At 70.6% G+C, this 18,328-nt stretch carries 13 protein-coding genes, 1 tRNA gene and 1 pseudogene; 10 read left to right on the top strand and 5 right to left on the bottom strand.

Annotation, left to right across the window (positions count from 1 at the left end; genetic code table 11):
• The first annotated feature begins 57 nt into the window (after nt 1–57).
• Nucleotides 58–1,512, top strand: coding sequence for an outer membrane protein assembly factor BamB family protein (locus tag C1I93_RS17530; protein WP_111244369.1), 1,455 nt, complete (start codon nt 58–60; stop codon nt 1,510–1,512).
• Nucleotides 1,513–1,589: 77 nt separating this feature from the next.
• Nucleotides 1,590–3,260 carry a fumarate hydratase gene (locus C1I93_RS17525; protein ID WP_111244365.1) on the top strand — a complete coding sequence of 557 codons (1,671 nt, stop codon included), beginning with the start codon at nt 1,590–1,592 and terminating at the stop codon, nt 3,258–3,260.
• 57 nt (nt 3,261–3,317) lie between these two features.
• Here the strand turns inward: C1I93_RS17525 and C1I93_RS17520 are convergent, their stop codons facing one another.
• Nucleotides 3,318–5,711 (bottom strand): hypothetical protein, encoded by a 2,394-nt coding sequence (locus C1I93_RS17520; RefSeq protein ID WP_146603520.1) that lies wholly within the window; start codon nt 5,709–5,711, stop codon nt 3,318–3,320.
• Nucleotides 5,712–5,914: 203 nt separating this feature from the next.
• Here C1I93_RS17520 and C1I93_RS17515 point away from each other — a divergent pair, with 203 nt between their 5' ends.
• Together C1I93_RS17515 and C1I93_RS32025 are read left to right on the top strand one after the other, a co-directional pair.
• Nucleotides 5,915–7,324 carry a class II fumarate hydratase gene (locus C1I93_RS17515; RefSeq protein WP_181445212.1) on the top strand — a complete coding sequence of 470 codons (1,410 nt, stop codon included), beginning with the start codon at nt 5,915–5,917 and terminating at the stop codon, nt 7,322–7,324.
• A gap of 230 nt (nt 7,325–7,554) precedes the next feature.
• Nucleotides 7,555–7,917, top strand: a pseudogene (locus tag C1I93_RS32025) (DUF5753 domain-containing protein); the annotation flags it as partial.
• Nucleotides 7,918–7,967: 50 nt separating this feature from the next.
• Here the strand turns inward: C1I93_RS32025 and C1I93_RS17505 are convergent.
• On the bottom strand, nt 7,968–8,516 hold the full coding sequence (locus C1I93_RS17505) for a CGNR zinc finger domain-containing protein (protein WP_111244363.1): 549 nt from the start codon (nt 8,514–8,516) through the stop codon (nt 7,968–7,970).
• A gap of 85 nt (nt 8,517–8,601) precedes the next feature.
• Between C1I93_RS17505 and C1I93_RS17500 the strand changes: the two genes are divergently transcribed.
• Together C1I93_RS17500 and C1I93_RS17495 are read left to right on the top strand one after the other, a co-directional pair.
• Nucleotides 8,602–9,615 (top strand): EamA family transporter, encoded by a 1,014-nt coding sequence (locus C1I93_RS17500; protein WP_111244367.1) that lies wholly within the window; start codon nt 8,602–8,604, stop codon nt 9,613–9,615.
• A 35-nt stretch (nt 9,616–9,650) separates the two neighbouring features.
• Entirely contained in the window at nt 9,651–11,336 is a 1,686-nt protein-coding gene (locus C1I93_RS17495; protein WP_111244366.1) for a S8 family serine peptidase, read from the top strand.
• Between the two features lie 140 nt (nt 11,337–11,476).
• On the opposite strand, the gene C1I93_RS17490 is transcribed toward C1I93_RS17495, so the two are convergent.
• Both C1I93_RS17490 and C1I93_RS17485 read right to left on the bottom strand, forming a co-directional pair.
• Nucleotides 11,477–12,379 (bottom strand): hypothetical protein, encoded by a 903-nt coding sequence (locus C1I93_RS17490; protein ID WP_111244362.1) that lies wholly within the window; start codon nt 12,377–12,379, stop codon nt 11,477–11,479.
• 268 nt (nt 12,380–12,647) lie between these two features.
• Nucleotides 12,648–13,280 carry an IclR family transcriptional regulator gene (locus C1I93_RS17485; RefSeq protein ID WP_111244361.1) on the bottom strand — a complete coding sequence of 211 codons (633 nt, stop codon included), beginning with the start codon at nt 13,278–13,280 and terminating at the stop codon, nt 12,648–12,650.
• A gap of 57 nt (nt 13,281–13,337) precedes the next feature.
• Between C1I93_RS17485 and cysS the strand changes: the two genes are divergently transcribed.
• The gene (gene cysS / locus C1I93_RS17480; protein WP_111244360.1) at nt 13,338–14,753 is read left to right on the top strand and encodes a cysteine--tRNA ligase; all 1,416 of its coding nucleotides are present in this window, start codon (nt 13,338–13,340) and stop codon (nt 14,751–14,753) included.
• A complete protein-coding gene (gene rlmB / locus C1I93_RS17475; RefSeq protein WP_111244359.1) occupies nt 14,753–15,877 on the top strand; it encodes a 23S rRNA (guanosine(2251)-2'-O)-methyltransferase RlmB in 1,125 nt (374 codons plus the stop codon). Before cysS ends, rlmB begins: the two co-directional genes overlap by 1 nt.
• 66 nt (nt 15,878–15,943) lie before the next feature.
• Here rlmB and C1I93_RS17470 read toward each other — a convergent pair whose 3' ends face one another.
• The gene (locus C1I93_RS17470; protein ID WP_111244358.1) at nt 15,944–17,035 is read right to left on the bottom strand and encodes an ABC transporter ATP-binding protein; all 1,092 of its coding nucleotides are present in this window, start codon (nt 17,033–17,035) and stop codon (nt 15,944–15,946) included.
• Between the two features lie 320 nt (nt 17,036–17,355).
• On the opposite strand from C1I93_RS17470, the gene C1I93_RS17465 reads away from it, so the two are divergent.
• Nucleotides 17,356–17,432, top strand: a tRNA-Thr gene (locus C1I93_RS17465).
• Nucleotides 17,433–17,576: 144 nt separating this feature from the next.
• The coding region (locus C1I93_RS17460; protein ID WP_111244357.1) for an enoyl-CoA hydratase/isomerase family protein at nt 17,577–18,328 on the top strand (752 nt) is incomplete at its 3' end.

The raw sequence follows: 18,328 nt of genomic DNA, 5'->3' as shown, positions 1-18,328 counted from the left end.
GTCAGATGTGTATAAGGGACAGGGGCGGTGGGGGGCGTGGGTGGCTACCGTGTCCCGGTGGCGAAGGGGAGCGGCCTCGGCGTACGTGGCGGGCTGCTGCTCGGCCTGATCGTCGTGGTGGTGCTCGCCGCGACCGGAGTGTGGAACCCATTTCCTGGAATGTGGGACTGGGTGAACCGGCGGCAGCCGATCTCGGAACCGGACGTGGTCTGGCAGCAGCGGATCGGTGGGACTCCGCGCAGCGTCACGATCGCCGGTGAGGCAGTGGTGGTCGAGCAACGAACCCGGGTCGAGGCGCGCAGCCTGGCCGCCGGCACGCAGCTGTGGGAGCGCAAGGCCGACTGGACCGCCGTCGCCGGTGACGGCGCCGAGGCCGTGGTGCTGGTCGGCCGGCTGCTGGTCAAGGGGTACGAGGTGCTGGACCCGACCACCGGCGTGACCCGACGGCGGGACGACGACGCGGTGGCGGTCTGGACCTACCGCAACCTGCTGCTCGACGCCCGGTGCATCGAAGCGACCGACTGCACCCTGACCGCCTGGGACCCGCGCGGGACTGCTCCGCTGTGGACGGCCTTCCTGCCCGGGGTCAGCAGCGGTCTGCTCGCCGACAACCCGAACCTGCTCGACACCCGCCGGCTCACCACCAACCGCATCCACGAGGAGGTGGCCGGCCCGGAGTCGGTGCCGCCGCTGCTCGGTTTCCCGGTCGACGGTCGGGTGCACGTGGTGGACACCGCCACCGGGCGGGTGCTCCAGAACGTCGAACCCGGCCGGGACGAGCGGCTCGCCGTGATCGGGGGACGCCTGCTGCACATCGCCGCCCGATCCGAGGACGGCAGTTGCTACTTCACCCTCTCCGGCCGCGATCCGGTGAGCGGTCAGGAGACGTGGCAGCGCACCGGGCTCAACCTGCGTACCGCCGACAGCGCCGGGTGCGTCCAGCGGGAGGATCCGTACGGTGCCCGCAACGTGCTGGTCGGGGTCTCACCCGACGGTCGGGAGGCGGTCCTCGACGGGTACGACGGGCGACTGCTGCTGGTCACCGAGAACTCCGAACGGGTGCTCGCCGTCGACGACAGGTACGCGATGGTGCGTACCGCCGATCGGGGCACGGTCTCGACCCGCACGCTCAGCTCCGGCCGGGTTCGGTGGAACCGGCCGGCCGGCGCGAAGGCGGGTGCCGCCCTGACCCCGTACGCTGCCCTGCTCGCCGACGAGAAGCCCAACCGCCTGCTGGCGCTCGACCCCGCCACCGGACGGGAACTGGCGGTGCTGCGGACCTCCGCGAACGCCCTCGCGGTCGGCCCGGCCGGCATGGTGATCGGGGAGGGGCGCGAGATCGGGTACGTCCGGTTCGGCGCGGCGACCGGCGACGCACCCGGTGCGGGCGACCCCGCGCGCGACGGCAACGGCCCGGCACCCGGGCCCGCCGGCACTGGCGGGGTGCCCGGACCGCAGGACAGTTGTGGCCCGAAGAACGAGTTGTGTGTGCCCACCGACGACGGGAAGTGACAGTTCACCGGGACGGATGAGCACACCCCACCCGGCGGGTGGGAGCGATCGACCCGCCTGCCCTAGGCTTTCGTGTCATGAGTAGTGCCGCCGCCGACTTCTCGTACGCCCCCCTGCTGCCGACCGGTCCTGACCAGACGGAGTACCGCCTGGTCACCGACGAGGGTGTCGATGTCGTGAACGGTCCGGGGGGTCGGCGGTTCCTCACCGTGGACCCGGCCGCGTTGACCGCGTTGACCGCCGAGGCGATGCACGACATCGCACACTTCCTGCGCCCCGCGCACCTGGCGCAGTTGCGCTCGATCATCGACGATCCGGCGGCCTCGCCGAACGACCGGTTCGTCGCGTTGGACCTGCTGCGCAACGCCAACATCGCCGCCGGCGGGGTGCTGCCGATGTGCCAGGACACCGGCACCGCGATCGTGATGGGCAAGCGTGGCCGGCACGTGCTCACCGACGGCACCGACGCCGAGGCCATCTCGCGCGGCGTGTGGCAGGCGTACACCCGGTTGAACCTGCGCTACTCGCAGCTCGCGCCGTTGACCATGTGGGAGGAGCGCAACACCGGCAGCAACCTGCCCGCCCAGGTCGAGCTGTACGCGGAGGACCCGGACGGGCACCCGGACGCGTACAAGTTCCTCTTCATGGCCAAGGGCGGCGGCTCGGCCAACAAGTCGTACCTCTACCAGGAGACCAAGGCGCTGCTGAACCCGACGCGGATGATGCAGTTCCTGGAGGAGAAGCTGCGGCTGATCGGCACCTCGGCCTGCCCGCCGTACCACCTGGCCGTGGTGATCGGCGGCACCAGTGCCGAGTACGCCCTGAAGACCGCCAAGTACGCCTCCGCGAAGTACCTCGACGCGCTGCCCACCGCCGGCTCGATGACCGCACACGGCTTCCGGGATCTTGAGCTGGAGGCCGAGGTGCTGGAGTTGACCCGCAACTTCGGCATCGGCGCGCAGTTCGGCGGCCGCTACTTCTGCCACGACGTCCGGGTGGTGCGGCTGCCCCGGCACGGTGCGTCCTGCCCGGTGGCCATCGCGGTGTCGTGTTCGGCGGACCGGCAGGCGGTTGCCAAGATCACCCCGTCGGGCGTGTGGCTGGAGCGACTCGAAACCGACCCGGCCCGCTACCTGCCGGAGGTCACCGAGGCACAGCTGGACGCCACCGAGGTGGTCCGGGTCGACCTGAACCGGCCGATGGACGAGATCCGCGCCGAGCTGTCGAAGTATCCGGTCAAGACCCGGCTCTCCCTGTCCGGCCCGCTGGTGGTGGCCCGGGACATCGCCCACGCCAAGATCGCCGAGCGGCTGGACGCGGGCGAGCCGATGCCGCAGTACCTGCGCGACCACGCCGTCTACTACGCCGGCCCGGCGAAGACCCCGGAAGGCTACGCCTCCGGCTCGTTCGGCCCGACCACCGCCGGCCGGATGGACGCGTACGTGGAGAAGTTCCAGGCCGCCGGCGGCTCGATGGTGATGCTCGCCAAGGGCAACCGGTCGGCACAGGTGACCCGCTCCTGCGCGCAGCACGGCGGCTTCTACCTCGGCTCGATCGGCGGCCCGGCCGCCCGCCTCGCCCAGGACTGCATCAAGCACGTCGAGGTGCTGGAGTACGCGGAGCTGGGCATGGAGGCGGTCTGGAAGATCGAGGTGGAGGACTTCCCGGCCTTCGTCGTCGTCGACGACAAGGGCAACGACTTCTTCGCCGAGGTGACCAAGCCCGTCCTCACCATCGGCCGCCACTGAGCACACCGACATGACGAGGGGCGCCGGGCGGAAGCCCGGTGCCCCTGTCGTTACGGGTCAGCCCTGGTAGTGCACGTAGAAGTAGTAGTAGTCCTCGCCGGACGTGATGCCCGACGCGGTCCGGCTCGACACGTACAGGTAGTGGCTGCCGTCGTACTGCGGGGTCAGCGTGATCGTCGCGGTGCCGTCGGCGCCCGCCGCGACCGTCTGCTCCTCCCCGTTGTACCGGTAGACGAACTCGGTGGTGCCCGGCATCTGCGCGGTAAGCGTGAACTGACCCGGAACGTTCGGCCCGCCTCCGCCGGTGGGCGGATAGTCCGAGCTGCTGACCGTCGGCGCCAGCCGGCTGAGGACGAGGGCGTGCTCGGTCTCGTCCGAGACCATCGTTCCCATCTTGGCGCGTACGGTCAGCCGCACCCAGCCGGAACGGTCGGCGGGGTAGGACTGCGGCGTCCAGTTGATCGTGGCCACCCCGTCGGCGTTCGCCGTGACCGTCCGCTCCTGCTCGCCCTCGAAGGTGTAGACGTAACCGGTCACGCCGTCGCGGGCCGGGCGGAAGGTGAACGCACCGGTGACTCCCGGCCCGCCGCTCTCCTGGTAGCTGGGGTAGTCCGCCGACTCGATCGTCGGGGCCCAGGACGTCGCTCTGAAGTACGGGGCGGCGGTCTCGGAGACGGTGCCGTCGGCGGTCCGGCTGTAGACCCTCATCGAGTGGAATCCGCCGGAGGTCGGGGTGAAGGTCACCCGCGCCGTACCGTCCGCCTCGGCCTCGACTGTCCGCGCCGGTCCGCCGGCCACCGACCAGACGTACTCGGTTACGCCGGGCATGCCGGGACGGAAGACGAAGGTGCCGGGAGTGCCGACGAGGGCACCCGCGCCGCCCCCGATCGGGTACTGCTCGGACGAGACGGTGGGCTCGGTCGCCAGGTAGAAGTCCAACCGCCCCTCGCCGCTGGGCAGTCCGCCGGAGGTCCGACTGGTCACGGTGACCCCGTTGAAGCCGGACTTGCGGGGAGTGACCGTCACCGTGGCTGTGCCGTCCGTCCCTGCCGGTACGGTGGCCGGCTCGCCGTCGTTGAGCCGGTAGGTGTACTCGACCACGTCCTCCATGGCGGGCGTGAACGTCAGCTCGCGGGGCTCGCCGATCGCGCCGCCCGGATTCCCGTCGGTGATCCGGGGTGCCGTGTCGCGCACAGTGAACTTGTAGGTCGTGTGCGCAGAGGGGTTGCCGGCCCGGTCCGCGGCCCGTACGTACAACTGGTTGAAGTGGCTGTGCGTCGGCGTGTGGCTGATGGTGGCCGTACCCGTCTCGTCGGCGGCCACGTAGGAGATCGGGCTGCTCTCGCCGTAGTAGTAGCCGGCGATGTCGTCCGCGCCCGGCGCGGAGAGGTGGAAGGTGCCGGGGATGCCCGGGCCGCCGTGACCTGGCAGGTTCCAACCAGCCGGGTAGTCGGTGGAGGTGACCGTCGGGGCCGGCGGGCGCACCGTGTCGACGGTGAACCGGCACTCCGGTGACCAGTCGGAACTGGCATGCTGGTCGGCGGCGCGCACCGAGAAGGCGTACGTGCCGCCGTGGACCATCCCGCCCTCCGGCACGTTGTAGCGCAAGTGGGTCGGCGCGTAGTCACGGTAGGACGTCCACTCGGTGCGCTCGGTGGGCCGATCCACCGGCCACCAGGCGAAGGTCGCGGTCACCGAATCTCCGGCCATCCCGTCGACCTTGTCCGGGTCGGTGACCTCGGCGCGGAGCACCGGCGTGGTGGTGCCGATCAAGCGGCCGTCCACGCAGGCGCGACCGTCCACGGTCAGCGCGCTGGGCACGTCCGGTGCGGCGTTCGCCTGGATCGAGATGCCCAACGGCGTGATCCACCGGCTGAAGTGCTTGTTCTTCTCATGAGGCCCGGCGATCCGGGCCATCAGGGTGAGCTTGTCCTGCCCGTCGGCAATCGCCTGGCCCAGCAGCTCGGTGAGATCGAGTTCGAGGTAACTGGCCGGGCAGGCGGGGGAATTGAAGACGTCGCCACCCCGCTCGTGTACCTCCGGCGCGGTCTGCCAGGTCGGGGGCTGCGACGGCGTGTCGGTACGCCAGATCTCGAGCTTGCGGGGCTGCGCGCAGTCGGTCACCGACGACTCGCCGATGACCCCGGTGGCGCCGATGACATCCTTGCCCTGATAGCGCGTGAGGTCGAAGGTGAAGTACGCCCGGGAGGTGTGCTTGCCCTCGTCGGATGTCCAGGTGCCGACCGGCACCCGGTCAGTGGTGCCCACCGGAAATGCGACGGAGGGCTGCTCGGCGTCGGTGTAACTGATGCTCGTCGGGCGTTCGAACCTGGTCACGCCGGCGACCGCTGGCGCGCTGGTGACGAGCACGGCAATCGGTGCGGTCAGTAGAGCGGCCGCGCCCGTGATGAGGAATCGGCGCGGTGCACGCCGCTGGCGCACGGTACGCACGCCAGTGCTACCCCCGTTGTCCGGCAATGTGTAAACCTCTCGATCGGAGTGGCGAACCTCAACGATCTTAAAAGCATCACTGCCTTGGCGGCGCCCGACTTTTGGGCGGAAGCCGTCTCCCGGCCGGTTGCCCGGTTGTTCTGGGCGCTCTGGGAGTGAGCGGCTGGGGCGAACATCTGCACGTCCCCGCCGGGCGCGGCAGGATGGTACGCGTGACGACTCCAGAGGCGACGGGCTACCGGATCGAACGCGACTCGATGGGCGAGGTGGAAGTGCCCGCCGAGGCGCTGTGGCGGGCACAGACCCAGCGGGCGGTGCAGAACTTCCCGATCTCCGGGCGGGGCATCGAGCCCGCCCAGATCCGGGCACTCGCGCAGATCAAGGGCGCGGCCGCCGAGGTCAACGGTGACCTGGGCGTGATCGATCCGAACGTCGCCGCGGCGATCGCCGCCGCCGCCGCGCACGTGGCCGACGGCGGTTATGACGACCAGTTCCCGATCGACGTGTTCCAGACCGGCTCCGGCACCTCGTCGAACATGAACACCAACGAGGTGATCGCCACCCTCGCTGGCCGGGAGTTGGGCCGGGACGTGCACCCCAACGACGACGTCAACGCCTCGCAGTCCAGCAACGACGTCTTTCCCTCCTCGATCCATCTGGCGGCCACCGAGGCGGTCACCCGGGATCTGCTGCCCGCGCTGGACTACCTGGCGGGTGCGCTGGAGGCGAAGGCCGCAGAGTTCGAGACGGTGGTGAAGGCCGGGCGTACCCACCTGATGGACGCCACGCCGGTCACCCTCGGGCAGGAGTTCGGCGGCTACGCCGCCCAGGTCCGTTACGGCATCGAGCGGGTCGAGGGGGTGCTGCCCCGGCTGGCCGAACTGCCGTTGGGCGGCACGGCGGTCGGCACCGGGATCAACACGCCGCTCGGATTCGCCGCGCGCGTGATCGACAAGCTGCGCGACTCCACCGGCCTGCCGCTGACCGAGGCGCGCAACCACTTCGAGGCCCAGGGCGCGCGTGATGCGCTCGTGGAAGCCTCGGGGCAGGCGCGTACGGTCGCGGTGGGGCTCTACAAGATCGCCAATGACATCCGCTGGATGGGTTCCGGCCCCCGCGCCGGCCTGCGCGAGCTGCGCATCCCTGACCTACAGCCGGGCTCGTCGATCATGCCGGGGAAGGTCAACCCGGTGGTCTGCGAGGCCGTCCGGCAGGTCTGCGCGCAGGTGATCGGCAACGACGCGACAGTGGCCTTCGCCGGCTCGCAGGGCGACTTCGAACTCAACGTGATGCTGCCCGTGATGGGCCGCAACCTGCTGGAGTCGATCCGGCTGCTCGCCGCGTCGAGCCGCCTGCTGGCCGACCGCTGCGTGGTCGGCCTGGTCGCGGACGCCGAGGTCTGCCTGGCGTACGCCGAAGGCTCCCCCTCCATCGTCACCCCGCTCAACCGCTATCTCGGGTACGACGAGGCCGCCTCGATCGCCAAGGAGGCGCTGGCCAAGCAGATCTCCATCAAGGAGGTGGTCATCGCCCGTGGCCACGTCGACTCCGGCAAACTCTCCGAGACCCAACTTGAGGAAGCTCTCGACCTGCTCAGGATGACCCACCCCTGACTCGGCCGAGCGGCTGTGGCCCGGATCCGAGTGGCCTTGTCTAGCTCAGGACCGGACCGGGTCCCGGCCGGATCGGGGCGATCCGGATCGGGGCGATCCGGCTTGATCAACTCAAGTTGCGGCATCCCGTGGGTTCTGCTGTCTGGGTTGCCGCAAGATGCCGCAACTGGAGTTGATCATGGACCGCTTCTAGCGAGCCGGTGCGGCACCCAGGCTAGGAAGCGCGCGAAGAGCGCGGCTGGATCCGGGCCGTCGTCCGGGGTCTGCTCCAGACCGAGCCCTACGCCCGCGCGATCTTCGAGGCTGATGATTCGTTGAGCCAAGTGGAGCGCGAGGAACGCTTGGCCGACCGGATGGCTAGCCAGGCTGTCCTATGTCAGGAACATCCACCGCGAGCAGTGATCGTGCTCGACGAGTCCCCGCTGCGGCGGCGGGTCGGCGGTCGGAAGGTGATTCTCGACCAGACGCAACACCTGATCAGGATCGCAACGGACCATCCCTCGGTTCGGCTGCACGTGGTGCCGCTGTCCGCCGAGGAGTATCCGCCCCCCGCCTCCACCTTGTTGATCATGAGGTTGGCGGCAGCTGGGTAGATCAACTTCGCCGTTAACCTCATGATCAACGGGGGTGGTGTTTCGCGCTGTCAGGGGTGCAGGGCGGCGGCTTTGCGGGCGCGGTAGGCGCTGACCGCGGCGCGGTTGCCGCAGCCGGCCTCGCAGAAGCGCCGGGACCGGTTCTTCGACAGGTCGACAAGCACGTTGTCGCAGTCGGGGTGCTCGCAGCTGCGCAGTCGGCGTAGCTCGCCGCTGCGGACCACGTCCGCGAACGCCATCGCCGCCTCGACCGCCATTCTGGTGGCCAGCGGGGCGTCCCGGGGCACGGCATGCAGGTGGTACGGCTCGTCGTCGTGCATGATCAGCTGCGGCAGGGCGCGATGTTCCCGGAGCAGGCCGTTGACGATCGAGACGATCTCGTCGACTTCGGTGTGCCAGATCCGGCGGAGTCGGGGGCGCAGTGCGCGTACCGCTTGCAGTTCGGTTTTGGTGTGCTCGTGCCGCCCGCTGTAGGAGTGGGCGGCGAAGAAGGCATCCAATGCGGCGACGTCCGGTAGCCCCTCACCCTCCCGGCCGTCGGTGTTGACCAGGGCGGCGGCGGCGGTCAGCGCACATTCGGTGTCATGGGCGAAAAGCAACTTGACTCCTGTCGTGACCCCGCTCTAGCGTCATCGGTGTAACTCTAGTTTGCCCATGGCGGCCGGTCGTGCCAAGGAGAGTCCGATGCGCCAACCCCCTGCCGCTGGTGTCGGTCTCACCCTGGCTCTGCTCTCTGCGGTCACCTTCGCCACCTCGGGCACCTTCGCCCGCTCCCTGATCGAGGCCGGCTGGTCGGCCGAGGCGGTGGTCGTTGCGCGGGTCGGTATCGCGGCGCTGGTGCTGTTGCTACCCGCGCTGCTGGTACTGCGGGGCAGGTGGCCGGTGCTGCGCCGGAACCTCGCCTCGATCGGCGTCTTCGGGCTGCTCGGCGTCGCGCTCGCCCAGGTGTGCTTCTTCAACGCCGTGCGCTACCTGCCGGTGGGCGTAGCGTTGCTGCTGGAGTACCTCGGCATCATCCTGGTCGTCGGCTGGACCTGGCTGGTGCAAGGGCATCGCCCTCGCCGGCTGACCGTGGCCGGCTCGTTCGCGGCCCTGGCCGGCCTGGTATTCGTGCTCGACCTGACTGGCGCCGGTCGACTCGACCCGGTCGGCGTGCTCTGGGGGCTGGGCGCCGCGGTCGGGCTCGCTGGCTACTTCGTGCTCGCCGGCCGGATCGATGCCGCACTGCCGTCGATAGTGATGGCCAGCGGCGGAATGGCCGTCGGTGCGGGTGCCCTGCTGCTGCTCGGGCTGACCGGAGCGCTGCCGCTGCGCGCCGCTTTCGGTGCGGTGGACTTCGCCGGGCAACGCACCAGCTGGCTGGTCCCGATCGTCGGTCTCGCGCTGGTGGCGGCGGTGGTCGCCTACCTGGCCGGGGTTGCCGCGACGCGCATCCTGGGCGCCCGACTGGCCTCCTTTGTCGGGCTGACCGAGGTGATGTTCGCGGTGCTGATCGCCTGGCTGGTGCTGGGCGAGCTGCCGACGACGGTGCAGTTGCTCGGCGGGGCACTGATCGTGGCCGGGGTGGCCCTGGTCCGCCTCGACGAGCTGCGTGCGCCGGAGGAACCGCCGGCCGCGCCGACCGGCCTTTCCGGCGAAGCGGATCTTCCGTCGTCTATCCGGCGGCAGGCTGGCGAAAGATCGGGTGTTGATGTCTGATGACGCCACATACCTCAACGAGAGGATTCGATGTGGTGAGCAAGCGCTTCACCGCCGGTGTGGTCGCAACCGCGGCGACACTGGCACTCACGGTGACGGGCACGGGGGTGCCGGCCAGCGCCGAACCGGCGAGCATCAGGACCTTCACCGTGGTCGCCGAGGACGGCGTCGCCCCCGACACGGCGATCGCCGCGATCAGGTCGGCCGGCGGGACCGTGGTGTCCCGGACCGACGAGGTCGGCGTGTACCAGGTGACGAGCGACCGGGCCGACTTCCAGGCGCGGGCGACCGCTGCCGAGACCCTGATCGGTGCCGCCGAGCAGCAGGCCATCGGCCGCAAGCCCAGGATGGACCGGATCGAGCAGGAACACCTGTTGGCCGCGGCGGCCGCCAAGGGCGCCGGTAAGCCGGGGAAGAAGCCGGCGAAGCTGGACCCGCTTGACGACAAGCTCTGGGGCCTGGCGATGATCCGCGCCGACCAGGCCCGCAAGGTCGAGCCCGGAGATCGTCGGGTCACCGTCGGCGTGCTCGACACCGGCGTCGACGCCAGCCACCCCGACATCGCCCCCAATTTCAACTGGGCGCTGTCGCGCAACTTCGCGCCGGACATCCCGGAGATCGACGGGCCGTGCGAGGTGGCGAGCTGTCTCGATCCGGCCGGCACCGACGACGGTGGGCACGGCACGCACGTCGCCGGCACCATCGGCGCCGCCGCCAACGGCTACGGCCTCTCCGGGGTCGCCCCGAAGGTGTCGCTGGTCAACCTCAAGGGTGGGCAGGACTCCGGCTACTTCTTCCTCAACCCGGTGGTCAACGCACTGCTGCACGCCGGCAGGTCCGGCCTGGACGTGGTCAACATGTCCTTCTACGTCGACCCGTGGCTGTACAACTGCACCGCGAACCCGGCCGACTCGGCCGAGGCCCAGGCCGCGCAGCGCGCCACCATCCGGGCCATGAAGCGGGCGCTGACCTTCGCCCACAACCGGGGCGTCACCCTGGTCGGCGCGCTCGGCAACAACCACGAGGACCTGGGCGACCCGCGTACCGACGTCTCCAGCCCCAACTACGGTGACGTCGCACCGTACCCGCGGGAGATCGACAACAACAGCTGTTGGAACCTGCCCACCGAGGGGCCGCACGTGATAAGCGTCGCCGCCGTCGGGCCGTCCGGCAAGAAGGCCGACTACTCCAACTACGGTACGGAACAGGCTGCCGTCGCCGCGCCCGGTGGCTGGTTCCGGGACGGGTTCGGCACCGACACGTTCCGCACCGACGCCAACATGATCCTGTCCACGTACCCGAAGAAGGTCCTCCAGGAGGAGGGCACTGTCGACGAGGACGGCAACATCGTCCCGGGCGCCGAGACCTTCGTGTTCAAGGAGTGCAAGGCCAACGGCGGGTGCGGGTACTTCACGTACCTCCAGGGCACCTCGATGGCGGCCCCGCACGCCTCCGGCGTGGCCGCGCTCATCGTGAGCAGGCACGGCAAGGCGCAGGGCCGGGGCGGCTTCGGTCTGGCCCCCGACCTGGTCGAGCGGCACCTCTACCGGACGGCTGCCGAACGGGCCTGCCCGGAGCCGCGCCTGGTCAGCTACGCCAACGAGGGCCGGCCGGCCGAGTTCGACGCCTACTGCGCCGGCTCGACCGACTTCAACGGCTTCTACGGGCACGGCATCATCGACGCGTACGCGGCGGTGACCACCCCACTTAAGTCCCGCTGATAATCGAGGGCGCGTCAGTGGCCCGGCCGGTTCTGCCCGGCCGGGCCGCTCGCCATCGTGACGGGCCAGCGGGACGACGGCTGACAGTGCCGCCCCGTCGCGGCTGCTCCGAACAGCCGCAGGTCGCGGTCGTGTCGATGTCACCGCTGCCAGCCACGGTCGAGCAGGGCTGATCGAACTTCGCGGACGATCGCTGGAAAGTCCCGGTGCAGGCGGCGACTGGTGACGTGCAGGACAAGCCAGCCCGCGCCGACGAGTTGGTTGAGCCGCTTCCGGTCCCGGTGCAACTGCTCGTGATCCGAGTGCCAGCGACCGTCATACTCGACCGCGACACGGAACTCGGGCCAGGCGAGGTCGGGATGCAGGATCAACCCGCGCGACACCTGCACCGGATGCCGGACCACGGGGCGCGGCAGCCCAGCCAGCACCAGCCGGATGCGCAACTGCGACTCGGTTGGCGACTGAGCCGCCGGTTCGGCGAGGTCAAACAGCCAACGTGCCCGACGCATGCCGGGCCGACTGCCGCACGCCTCGGCGATCTCGGCGAGCGCCGAACGGCTAGTGAGATTCCGGCCGAGCAGGGAGTCGATTATTCCGATCGCGTGGGTCGGCTCCAGCCAGACGGCACTCTCCCAGGCCACCCGGGTCGGGCTGGTGCGGGGTGGACTGCCCCGGCGGGCGAGTCTGGCCAACTCGTCCCGGGCCATCGTGTGTACCCGAAGACCGCGCTGGCTGCGCAGGCCAGCCGACGTTGGTGCCAGGACATGGACAGGTTCAGTGAAACCGGCCGCATGCTCGACACCGTGCAGGTACGCCGCTGACGGGCCGGCGATGGCCGCATCAGCCGGCAGCTGAAGCGCCACGGCGCGACAGACCAACTCGTGGTCGCGCTCGAGTCGGGCGTCAGCGTAGATGTCCCGTCGAAGTCGCACCCAGGCGGAGTTGCGGAGCTGATGGATGGTGAGCAGACCCCGGCGAACGGCGTCCGAGCCGCGGAAGACCTGCCATGCCAGGGCTTCCGGTCGGTGTGCTTGAACTGGCATAGAAGAAGCCTGGCCGTGATGCTGCCGATCCGGCAGCCCCTGTGGATAACCCCGGTCGGTCGCTCCCCCATCCCCTGTGGATAACGCTCCCACCCATCATCCGATGTGCTATGCCACACCCCCGACCCGCCCGCCGTGGGTGCCGTTTCCGGGTTGCGGCATCTAGGGCGATCAGTCGAGCTTTAGGGCACGAGATGCCGCAACTCGGGAAGCTGCGCCGTTTGGCGGGCTGCGCCGTTTGGCGGGCCGCGCCGTTTGGCGGGGCTGGTCAGCGTAGGGCGGTGGCGATGGCGGTGGCGGCGGCGAGCACCTGGGCGCCTACGGTCTCGGCGTCCAGCGGGGCCAGGGCCACCACTCCGACGCTGGCCTCCAGGCCCGGCACCCCGAGCACCGGGGCGGCCACGCCGTACGCACCGGGTTGCAGTTCGCCGACGGTGTTGACCGGGCCGGCGGCACCGGTCCGACCGGCCAGGATGGCCTGTCCCGCCGCGCCGCGTTCCAGCGGGTGCCGGGCTCCGGTCCGGTACGCCACGTGGAACGACGTCCAACTCGGCTCGACCACCGCCAGCGCGACCCCCTCGCCTCCCTCGACCACGGTGAGGTGGGCGGTGGCCCCGGCCTGCTCGGCGAGCCGCCGCAGCGCGGGCAGTGCCCCCTCGGCGAGCAGCGGCTGGGCCTGCCTCGCCAGCTGCAGCACGCCGGCGCCGAGGCGCAGCCGGCCGGCGGTGTCCCGGCGCAGCAGCCCGTGCTCGGCCAGCGGGGCGACCAGCCGGTAGACCGCCGCCCGGCCGATGCCCAACCGGGTCGCCGCCTCGGTGACGGTCAGTCCACCTGGCGTCTCGGCCACCAGGTGCAACAACCGCAGGCCCCGGTCCAACGTCTGCGCCGTCTCCACGGTCAGCAGCGTACGGCCCGGCTCCGGCAGACCGGGAAAACGACGGAGGGCTACCCTTGTAAGGTGACGCTACGCCTGTATGACACCGCCACCCGATCGGTGCGGGACTTCGTCCCGCGGGAAGCCGGCAAGGTGGGGGTCTACCTGTGTGGTCTCACCCTCCAGGCACCGCCGCACATCGGCCATCTCCGCTCCGGCGTCAGTTACGACGTGTTGCGGCGCTGGCTGCTGGCAGCCGGCTACGAGGTCACCTTCGTCCGCAACCTCACCGACATCGACGACAAGATCCTCGTCAAGGCGCAGGAGCAGGGAAAGCCGTTCTGGTCGATCGCGTACGCCAACGAGCTGAAGCTCGCCGAGGCGTACCGGGCGCTGGGCGTGCTGCCGCCGACCTACGAGCCCCGGGCCACCGGGCACATCCCCGAGATGCACGAGCTGATCGCGCAGTTGATCGAGCGGGGGCACGCGTACCCGGCTGGCGACGGCTCCGGCGACGTGTACTTCGATGTGCGCTCGTGGCCGGCGTACGGTGCGCTGTCGAACCAGTCACCGGACGACATGCAGTCCGCCGACTGCGCCCCGGAGCGCGGCAAGCGCGACCCGCGGGACTTCGCGCTCTGGAAGGGCGCGAAGCCGGATGAGCCGGCGGACGCCTACTGGCCGTCGCCGTGGGGGCGGGGCCGTCCCGGTTGGCACATCGAGTGCTCGGCGATGTGCTGGCGCTATCTCGGTGCCGAGTTCGACATCCACGGCGGCGGGCTCGACCTGATCTTTCCGCACCACGAGAACGAGCTGGCCCAGTCCCAGGCCGCCGACCTGCCCTTTGCCCGGTACTGGGTGCACCACGGCCTGCTCGGCATCGGCGGCACCAAGATGGGCAAGTCGCTGGGGAACACCCTGGACCTGGCCTACGTCGCCGGGCTCGGGGTGCGCCCGGTCGAGCTGCGCTACTACTACGTCGCCGCGCACTACCGCGCCCGGATCGACTACTCCGAGGACGCGCTGCGCGCCGAGGCCGTCGCGTACCGGCGGATCGAGGGTTTCGTGCAGCGGGCCGCCGAGCGGGTGGGCGCCGGTCAGCTCGGTGAGCTGCCGGCCGGGTTCGCCGCCGCGATGGACGATGACCTGAACACCTCGGCCGCGCTGGCGGTGTTGCACGAGGTGGTGCGGGACGGCAACAACGCCCTGGCCGACGGGGACGATGTGACCGTACGCACGGCGCTCGGCAGCGTGCGCGCGATGCTGGATATCCTCGGCGTTGACCCCCTCGACCCGGCGTGGACCGGTGGGGCCCGGGCGAGTGACCTCCGCGATGTGGTGGACTCCCTGGTCGCCCTGGCCCTCGAACAGCGCGCGCAGGCCCGCGTCCGCAAGGACTGGGCCGCCGCCGATGCGCTGCGGGACCAGCTCAAGCGGGCCGGTGTAGTGGTCGAGGACACCCCCCAGGGCCCGCGTTGGACTATTGGAGAGCAGGACTGATGGCCGGCAATTCGCAGCGCCGTGGCCGAATGACGACGTCGAAGGCGGGGGCCCGGAAGGGCTCCGGCGGCAAGAACCGGGACTCCCTCGCCGGGCGTGGGCGGACCTTGCCGGCCGATGAACGTCCCTGGCACAAGGGGTACTCCGGCACGGAGAAGCTGCCGCAGCGCACCGCCTGGAAACAGGAGAAGGAGCGCCGGGCGGCGGCCGAGGAGGGGCGCGTCCCGAAGATCGGCAAGCCCGGCACCAAGGACACCACCTGGGGCAGGGGCGGCGGCCGGGGTACGACCGCGACCAAGTCAACCGGCCGGGGCAAGCAGCCCACCGGCCGGGGCGGCCCCCGGGTCGCGCCGGGTCGCAAGTCCCACCCGGGTAAGGACACTCCGGAGCTGCTGGTCGGGCGCAACCCGGTGCTGGAGGCGCTGCGGGCCCAGGTGCCGGCCACCGCGCTCTACCTCGCCCAGGGCATCGACATCGACGACCGGGTGAACGAGACCGTCCGCACCGCGGCCGATCGGGGCATCGCGATCCTTGAGGTCAGCCGCGCCGAGCTGGACCGGATGACCGGGGGCGTGCTGCACCAGGGGATCGGCCTCCAGGTGCCGCCGTTCGCGTACGAGCCCTTCGAGGATCTGGTCGCCGCCGCGTTGGAGCAGCCGGCGCCGCTGCTGGTGGCCCTGGACGGGGTCACCGACCCGCGTAACCTCGGCGCGGTGATCCGTTCGGCCGCCGCCTTCGGCGCGCAGGGCGTCTTCGTACCGGAGCGGCGGGCGGCCGGGATCACCGCGACGGCCTGGCGGACCAGCGCCGGTGCGGCGGCCCGGGTGCCGGTGGCGCAGGTCACCAACCTGACCCGGTCGTTGAAGGCGTGCCAGGACGCCGGGTTCGTGGTGGTCGGTCTGGACGCCGACGGCGAAACCGACCTGTACGACCTGGAGGCCGCGGTCGGCCCGCTGGTCGTGGTGGTCGGCTCGGAGGGGCGGGGCATGTCCCGGCTGGTCGGGCAGACCTGTGACCTGACCGTCAGCATCCCGATGATCTCCGAGGTGGAGTCGCTGAACGCGAGCGTGGCCGCCGCGGTCACCCTCGCCGAGGTGGCCCGCCGCCGGGCCGTCGAGGGCTGAGACCGGGCAGCAGACGACACACAGCAGGGGCGGGCCCGCAAGCCCGCCCCTGCTGTCGTTGCTACGTCAGATGCGCTGCCCGGTGGCGGCGTGGAAGACGTGGCTGCGGCCGGTACGCGGCTTCACGAAAATCGTGTCGCCCATGTTCGGGCTGTGCTGCCGGTCGGTCCGCACCACGAACCGCTCGGAGGCGCCGTCCAGCGCGGCGTGACCGTAGACGTTGGCGTCCGAGCCGAGGTCCTCGACCAGCTCGACGACGACCGGCATGCCGCCCTCGCTCTGGCTGACGATGTCGCAGTCCTCCGGACGGAAGCCGACGGTAACCTTGCCGTCGCCGCCCTCGGCGCGGGCCGCCTCGGCCTGCTCCCGGGTCAGCGGAACCAACAACTCGGCGAAGGCCGCGCCCTGCTCGGTGAGCGGCACGGTCTTGATGTTCATGGCGGGCGAGCCCATGAAGCCGGCGACGAAGACGTTGGCCGGGGTGTCGTAGAGCGCCCGCGGGGTGTCCACCTGCTGGAGCACACCGTCGAGCATGACCGCCACCCGGTGACCCATGGTCATGGCCTCGACCTGGTCGTGGGTCACGTAGACGGTGGTGACGCCGAGCTTGGCCTGGAGCGAGGCGATCTGGGTACGGGTCTGCACCCGGAGCTTGGCGTCGAGGTTCGACAGCGGCTCGTCCATCAGGAAGACCTGGGGCTCCCGGACGATGGCCCGACCCATCGCGACCCGCTGGCGCTGACCACCGGAGAGCGCCTTGGGCTTGCGGCTGAGGTACTCCTCCAACTGGAGCAGCGCCGCCGCCTCCTTGACCCGCCTGTCGATCTCCGACTTGGAGGTCTTGCGCAGCTTGAGCGCGAACGCCATGTTCTCGTACACCGTCATGTGCGGGTAGAGGGCGTAGTTCTGGAAGACCATCGCGATGTCGCGGGCCTTCGGCGGCAGGTGGGTGACGTCCCGGTCGTCGATGTAGATCGCGCCGTCGTCGACGTCCTCCAGGCCGGCGAGCATGCGCAGGCTGGTGGACTTACCACAACCGGAGGGGCCGACCAGGACGAGGAACTCGCCATCGCCGATCTGAAGGTCGAGCTGGTTGACCGCGGGGCGTTCGGTGCCCGGGTAGATCCGGGACGCCTTCGCGTAGGTGACCGTAGCCATGAGGGGAGACGCTTCCTTTCACCGGCAGGAACGTGCCGGACGATCCGAGTGAAGGAGCGACCGGCACGGTTGCCGTGCCGGCGCCACGGCCGCCAGGGGACCAGCCCATGTCATCCGTGTCACTGCACCGTAAACGGCTTTCGCGTTGCTGCCAAGATGCGGGACCGTAGACGGGATCGGAAGCATTCGCATACCGGTCACTCGGGCACGGTCGAGCACGAATCGACGCCCGCAGGTCGGGATGTTGACGTTTCCCGTGCTCGGGACCCCTGCCGAGCGGGAAAAGCGGACGTCGGTCGCTATGCTGACCACGGCACAGCGCCCCTGTAGCTCAGCTGGCCAGAGCACCCGCCTTGTAAGCGGGATGTCGCCGGTTCGATCCCGGCCGGGGGCTCCATCCGTATCACGCACGGCACACCGGGCGGGCGACGGCGAAACGAGGCCCGCCCCGTGTGGGTGTGTGGCCCTGCCGGGGCCCGCAACGGAGGCCGCAGGCTAGCCTCGCGGCCAGTGCCGGTCGCGCGCCGGCGGCGGAGGGACGGTGGCGGTGGCGGAACTGGTCGTCGAGGTGACGGGGTCGGTCGCCACTGTGGTGATCCGCAACCCGGACCGACGCAACGCGATGACGCCGGCCATGTGGCGGCACCTGCCGGTGCTGCTCGACGGGCTGGAGGCCGATCCGGTCGTACGTACACTCGTGCTCACCGGCGCCGACGGCACCTTCTGCGCCGGCGCCGACCTCGGCGGCCTGGACGAGTTGCTCACCGGTGACCTCGGCATCGCGGTGGCGGCCGAGGAGCGGCTGGCCGCCTTCGCCAAACCGACGGTGGCCGCCGTCCGGGGTGCCTGTGTCGGTGGTGGCTGCCAACTCGCCGTCGCCTGTGACCTGCGGATCGCCGCGCAGGACGCGCGCTTCGGCGTACCACCGGCCCGGCTCGGCCTGATCTACCCGGCGCCCACCACCCGCCGGCTGGCCCGGCTGATCGGCCCGGCGGCGGCCAAGCATCTGCTCTTCACCGGCGACCTGGTCGACGCCGAGCGGGCGCTGCGCGTCGGCCTGGTCGACGAGGTGCTGCCTGGTGCCGAGTTGGCCGACCGCATCGACGCGCTGACCCGTACGATCGCGCAGCGGTCGCAGCTCAGCCTGGTGGCCGCGAAGGAGATCGTCGACGGCCGGGCGGACGACGACCGCATCGCCTGGTGGCAGCGGCAGATGCGGGACAGTGGCGACGCCCGGGAAGGCGTGGCCGCCTTCCACGAGCGTCGCCCGGCCCGCTTCTCCTGGACCCCGCC

Origin of the sequence: Micromonospora endophytica, from assembly GCF_003236305.1 — a bacterium.
Lineage (GTDB): Bacteria > Actinomycetota > Actinomycetes > Mycobacteriales > Micromonosporaceae > Micromonospora > Micromonospora endophytica.
Note: the sequence above shows the minus strand (reverse complement) of the source record. Positions and strands in the feature narration are given on the sequence as shown.

Coding starts and splice junctions, on each gene's coding strand:
- C1I93_RS17525 (WP_111244365.1), top strand. CDS start 1,590: ATGAGTAGTGCCGCCGCCGACTTCTCGTACGCCCCCCTGCTGCCGACC.
- C1I93_RS17515 (WP_181445212.1), top strand. CDS start 5,915: ATGGTACGCGTGACGACTCCAGAGGCGACGGGCTACCGGATCGAACGC.
- C1I93_RS17500 (WP_111244367.1), top strand. CDS start 8,602: ATGCGCCAACCCCCTGCCGCTGGTGTCGGTCTCACCCTGGCTCTGCTC.
- C1I93_RS17490 (WP_111244362.1), bottom strand. CDS start 12,379: ATGCCAGTTCAAGCACACCGACCGGAAGCCCTGGCATGGCAGGTCTTC.
- rlmB (WP_111244359.1), top strand. CDS start 14,753: ATGGCCGGCAATTCGCAGCGCCGTGGCCGAATGACGACGTCGAAGGCG.
- C1I93_RS17470 (WP_111244358.1), bottom strand. CDS start 17,035: ATGGCTACGGTCACCTACGCGAAGGCGTCCCGGATCTACCCGGGCACC.